The organism is Saccharomonospora sp. (assembly GCF_027317685.1).
Lineage (GTDB): Bacteria > Actinomycetota > Actinomycetes > Mycobacteriales > Pseudonocardiaceae > Saccharomonospora.
Map to the genome: position 1 here is coordinate 1 of NZ_DAHVQP010000029.1, position 5,655 is coordinate 5,655.

General features: G+C 64.1%; 6 protein-coding genes. 5 read left to right on the forward strand and 1 reads right to left on the reverse strand.

The window, feature by feature from the left end; translation table 11 throughout:
• The 4 genes from M7H19_RS03115 to M7H19_RS03130 form a co-directional block, all read left to right on the forward strand.
• A partial coding sequence (locus M7H19_RS03115) for a hypothetical protein (protein ID WP_298176876.1) occupies positions 1 to 200 on the forward strand: 200 nt, incomplete at its 5' end.
• Complete coding sequence (locus M7H19_RS03120; protein WP_298176877.1) at positions 200 to 1,192, forward strand: hypothetical protein; 993 nt, start codon at positions 200 to 202, stop codon at positions 1,190 to 1,192. The genes M7H19_RS03115 and M7H19_RS03120, both read left to right, overlap by 1 nt.
• On the forward strand, positions 1,192 to 1,503 hold the full coding sequence (locus M7H19_RS03125) for a hypothetical protein (protein ID WP_298176879.1): 312 nt from the start codon (positions 1,192 to 1,194) through the stop codon (positions 1,501 to 1,503). Before M7H19_RS03120 ends, M7H19_RS03125 begins: the two co-directional genes overlap by 1 nt.
• Positions 1,503 to 3,374 carry a GDSL-type esterase/lipase family protein gene (locus M7H19_RS03130; RefSeq protein WP_298176881.1) on the forward strand — a complete coding sequence of 624 codons (1,872 nt, stop codon included), beginning with the start codon at positions 1,503 to 1,505 and terminating at the stop codon, positions 3,372 to 3,374. The genes M7H19_RS03125 and M7H19_RS03130 overlap by 1 nt, the downstream gene beginning before the upstream one ends.
• A gap of 147 nt (positions 3,375 to 3,521) precedes the next feature.
• On the opposite strand, the gene M7H19_RS03135 is transcribed toward M7H19_RS03130, so the two are convergent.
• Complete coding sequence (locus M7H19_RS03135) at positions 3,522 to 4,112, reverse strand: HNH endonuclease signature motif containing protein (RefSeq protein WP_298176883.1); 591 nt, start codon at positions 4,110 to 4,112, stop codon at positions 3,522 to 3,524.
• Between the two features lie 92 nt (positions 4,113 to 4,204).
• On the opposite strand from M7H19_RS03135, the gene M7H19_RS03140 reads away from it, so the two are divergent.
• Positions 4,205 to 5,655: peptidoglycan-binding protein (locus M7H19_RS03140; RefSeq protein WP_298176885.1), on the forward strand; the 1,451-nt coding region annotated here is incomplete at its 3' end.

The window sequence follows — 5,655 nt, forward strand, 5'->3', positions numbered from 1 at the left end:
TGGGCGACACCGTGACGGTGGAGCTTGGCCCTGCAACGATCGCGGAGCCTGTGCGGGCGGTGGAGCTGTCCTGGGACGGGCATGGCCGCACCGCGTCGTTGACGCTAGGTGACCACGACCAGGCGGATGACAAGGTTCCCGCGTGGGTCAAAAAGATTAGGGATTTAGATGCGCGCGTGCGCGGAATAGAGGTGCGGTGATGGCTGACGAACAGCAGTCGTTCCCGATCGTGGAACAGCCGATGGATGCCGACCAGTGGCAGTCCGTAACACTCGGCATCGGCGACGGTATTCTGGACGAGGGCGGCTTTCCGTACCGGCTGAAAAACCTTAGCAATAGCACGAGCACGGGTGTGTTGCAGGCAGCGAAGCGGCAGGACGGCAAAACGTATTCGGCGGCAATCCTGAACGGCTTCTATCACAGGTTGGAAGATGACCTAGAGCTGGAGTTCCCGCCGGTCACGTCTGCGACGACATATTATGTCGTGCTGGAATATGACCCGTTGCGCACCGATATGCCGGTGGAGGCGAAGGTCGTTACGGAGCTGGACGATTCGCAGGGCAAGAATTATCTTACCCTGTACGAGGTGCGCCGCGAGTCGGATCAGCTTCTCACGGACGCGGCTGTGCGGATGGTTCGGCCTCGTGTCGCCCCGGTTCAGGTTTACGCGCGCGAGGCTGACATGCCGCCCGCAGATAAGACCCTGTGGGGGACGCTCGCGATTGTTCACAACGGCCGGAACAGCGATAACTCCGCAATCTTTATGTCGATGAACTCGGACCCGTCTGGCGAGGATGCGGACGATGAGTGGTTCTGGAAGAAGATTTACGATCCTGCGGATGGCCGGTTCATTTGGTCCACTCGGAGTGACACCGGGACGTACCGGTCTCCGACGCATGGTTTTACGCGGGCGATTGGGCGGCGCGGTAAGACTCGCCGTTTTCGTGGGCGTGTCGAGCTTGTGTCTGGGAACCCGTTCCGTGCCTCGAACATGAGCGGCTACCAGATTTGGTCCGGGTCTGTCGCTGATGGTGACGCACCGGCGGAGACGCAACGTTTCATCGTTGCGGGTGGCGGCTCGTCGGCACAGCATGCGGCGGTCGAGATATCGAACACCGGGTCCGTGACCGCACAGGTCGGCCGGGATATGTATTGGATCAGCCTGGACGGCATCGAGTGGGAGGCGAAGTAATGGATTTTGATGGTTTGACGGATCAGGAAATCGTTGACCTTATCGAGGAGCTGGAGCGGCTGCTCGCGCGTCGGCAGTCGATTGAAGCGGTGCGGGTCCAGGTGGGTGACGCGATCAAGACTGCCCGCGAAAGTGGTGTTCTGACTGCCCCGGAGCGGGGCGCGGAGTATGTGGCCCCGGTGGATACCACAGAGCTGTGCGTGAAGGGTGACGTTCGGGAGCTGGATGGCGCGGTGTGGCGTTTGGATCGTGGCTCGTGTGTCGGTCCCCCGTCTGTCGAGAACGGTTGGACGCGAGTGGAGGGCAGCTGATGGCGTGGTTTGATGACCTGGAGTTGCCTGGCTCCACGATCACTGGGCATTTCGCGTTCGCGCACGAGGACGGGCCGGACGAGGACGACTATCCGGATATTCGTCTAGCGTCGGGCACGGTGCGTTTCGAGGCGACCGCGAAGGCCGTGAAGGCTGGTGGCGCATGGATCGGGATCGCCCCGGTGGAGGCGCGGATTTTCGACGGCGAGATCATTGTTGACGAGGACGATCCGGGCCCGCCCCGCATTCTCTCGACGGATGCCGAGACGGGCGTGAAGGATTGGGGCTGGAAGGCAACCTTCGATATCGCCGGGGCGTCGATCAAGCCAATCACGTTTAAGGCCCCCGAGGAGGGGGTGCACCTCACGTCCGGGGACCTGATCCCGATCACCGGGAGCCCCGTAGAGGTGGTCGCCGGGCCGCCCGGAAAGTCGGCTTACGATTACGCGGTTGAGCAGGGCTACGAAGGCACCGAAGAGGAGTTCGCGCAGGCGCAGCTTCCCGACGAGATCACGTGGGACATCATCTCCCGTAAGCCCGACACGTTCACTCCCTCGGAGCATACGCACGCTCTTGACGAGGTGGACGGGCTGGGGGGTGCCCTTGACGGCAAGGCCGACGTGTCTCATACGCATGAGGTTGGCGACGTTGATGGCCTGCAGGAGGCGCTCGACGGGTTGCAGCCTGCGGGCGACTACCAGCCTGCGGGCGACTACGCCACCAGCACCGACCTTGATACTAAGGCCGATGCGTCCCACACGCACGAGATAGGCGACGTTGACGGCCTGGGCGAGGCCCTCGACGAGCGGGCGACCGAGCCCCTGGCCCGCGCCGCGCTCCGTCGTGCCCTCGCGCGTCAACGCTCGGCAGGTGCAGCGCTCGTGTTCACGGGTTCATCGACAATGTTTGGTGGACGCCCCACGGACGATGACCATCGCGTCGTGAACCGGATCGCCAACTACCTCGGCGCGGGCATCACGGACTCGACGTCATCCCCCTCCGTGCCGTCGAGCGGAGTCGCAGTCTTTCAGTATTCGAAGGGCAACACCCGCTCGCACGACTACCTGACTGCCGCCAAGGTGACGGCCGTCGGCCAGATCAAGCCTGTCGTCATGGTGCATGCGGTCGGATCGAACGACTACTACGACCAGCAGGACCCGGACACGTACCGGACCAATCTCGAAGATTGGCTGGACCAACTGCGTGACGTGTCACCAGACACGGTTCACCTGTACGTCGTCCAGCACGGCCGCAACGACATGTCGGGTGCGACGCACGCCTGGGAGGACTACACCGAGGCGCTGCATGCGCTCCGTGAGACCGATCCCGAGCGCATCGACGTGCTTGACCTGTCCGGCGATTTCGCGTCGATGGGCGTCCCCGGCAGTGACCCGTGGAGCCTGGTATATACCGACAACGTGCACCTGAACGATGCCGGAAACCGGGTGCTCGCGCATCTGCTCTGCAGTCACCTCGGGATCCCATTCCCTGACGGCCGTGCAGAACTCTACTCGGACGCCGACACGCAGGGCGGAGACCCGGCGGCGACCAAGGAACCGATTCTGCAGGTCTCAATCCCGGCCGCCCCGTACCCGCGTGTCGGCACCGCCTCGGGGACTGTCTACGCCAGGAACGACGGCTCGGGAGACAGCAACCTCTACCTTGGCACCTACGACGGAGCGGTCGGCGACGTCCTGTCCAAGGGCCGGATCACCGAGGACGGGCAACCCCACTCCATCCCACTCGTCGCGGCACTGCGAATCCCGCCCAACACCTCTATCACCTACGCGGTATGGGTGCAAAACGGGACGGCCTACGTATCGTCCGGTGACGGATGGGGAGTACTCGCTGTGCAGCTCTCCGCTGACTGACAACCACCAGACACGCGACTAACACACACGAGCGGGGCCCTCAACAGTTTGTGTTGGGGCCCCTCGTCGTGCCCGAAAACACTTTTAAGGAGGAGCCATGGCGGCGAACGGCAAGCTGGCGGGGCGACAAGTGTTTCGTGCGGCAAGTCAGCCGCGGCCCGCGTATTCCCCGAACAGCTCTTGGCGGGCGCTCTCCGCGACCAGCGACGCCTCCTCCACGGTGGCATACGAGCCGAACTGGTGGACAACCCCCGCCTTCTGCATTTTCACGTAGAAGCGGTTCTTAGAGGGGTACACATTGCGTGGGAGGCTGTTAATGCGTCCTGCCATCGCGCCGCTCCGGTTCGAGAGGTTGTTGCTGCGGTTCGCTGCCCGAAGGTGCGAGACCTCGCAGCAGAGCTTGTCGCAGTGGTAGCGGTGGTCAACGTCGAAGCCTTCAGGAACTGGCCCGTTGGCTCGGGCCCAGGCGTAGACGTGCGCGTACATGAGCCTCCCGCTCACGCTCAGCTTTCCGTATCCCCGATCGTTTTTTGAGCCGGTCCAGATCAGGCAGTCGCCGCGTCGTTCCGTGCGCGCCGCAAACGCATCCTCAGGGTTCTTGTGGGCGTGGTTGATGGGGCCGCCGTGGCGGGGGTCGCCGTGTTTGCGCCAGCGGTAGTAGTGGGCGTGGCACCAGCGGTTGGTGCGGTTCTTGATCCGGTTCTTGCATCCATCGATGGAGCACGTGTCCTGGGGCAATTGTTCCTCCTATTTTGTGCGCCCTCGTGGCGCTTGCTTCTAATCATATCATACACCACTGCCACGACTCTCCGCGGCGGGAAGGGGTACGCATGGCTAACGCCAATGGGCGCATCAGCAAGTCGAACCTTGCGGCGCTCCCCAAGGTTTTCTCAAACAAGCGCGAAACCGAATATCTCACCAGTAGCGCATATGCGTCTCTAGTCCGGATGATGCTCCGCGCCGTCGCCGACACGAACACAAACTTCTCGGTGTGGTCGGCATACCGGTCGTTCGATGACCAGGTGGCGATGCTCAAGCTGAACTACACGCGCGTCTCTCGTGGCCGCTCGCTGTCGTCGGACCGCTCCTACGGCGGGTCCACGTGGGCGAAGAAGCCGGGCCGTCCGCTGACCGCGTCGCCGGGCTACTCGAATCACGGTAACGGCCTCGCGGTCGACATCCATCCAGGCCCGATTCAGACGTGGCTCAAGGCCAACGCGGGCCGGTTCGGGTGGGTCAACGACGTCCCGTCGGAGCCGTGGCACTTCTCGTACCTGAACCCGGGTCGGGACCAGTTCCGGTCCGAGGGCCTGCCGAACGTGGCAGGGATGCAGAAGAAGCTCGGGATCGAGGCCGACGGGAAGCCCGGGAAGGGCTTCGTCGCCGCGGTGAAGGCGTTCCAGAAGGCCAACGGGCTCGACGTGGACGGGAAGGCTGGCCCCGCGACGGTGAAGGCGATCCTGGGGGGAAAAGGTAGCGTCGCTCCGGCACCGTCTGGGCCTGCGGGCGGCACCTCGAAGCCTGTCCCGGCACCGTCCAGTGACCTGCCTGCCCTCCCTGAGGTCGAGACCAGCAAGACGTCCCCGAATAAGAACACGGACCGGCGCGGGCACAGCATCACGTCCGTAACCGTGCACTGGTGGGGGACCCCGTCCGGGCAGTCTTTCGACGGGATCGTGAACTGGCTGTGCGACCCGAAGGCCCAAGTGTCGGCGCACTACGTCATCAACCCGTCGCGGGTGGCGCGGATCGTGGACGAGGATCACCGGTCCTGGGCCAACGGTAACGCGGACGGAAACTCTTCCTCGATCACCATTGAGTGCGACCCGAACGACGTGCCCGGCACTCTCCCGGTCCTCGCGGCGCTCATCGCGGATATTCGGTCTCGTCACGGCGACCTGCCGATCTACCCGCACTCCCACTGGACGTCCACACAGTGCCCGGGTGACTATCTCCCGCACCTGGACGCCGTGGACAAGGCGGCCCGCACCGGGAAGGCTGTCGTCCCCAGTGGCGGCACCAGCAAGCCCACCCCCGCCAAGCCTAAGAAGGTGGCAGAGGACGGGAGGCTTGGCCGCGAGACCGTGAAGGCCCTCCAGGGCATCCTCGGCGTCACCGCTGACGGCCGCGCCGGGGAAGCCACCTGGAAGGCCCTCCAAAAGCGCCTGGGCACTCCCGTGGATGGTTTCGTCTCCCACCAGTCCTACAAGGCCACCGAACTCGGCAACGGCGTCGTGCCGCGCGCGTGGAGGTACACCGGGCGCGGCTCCAAGGGCTCCAA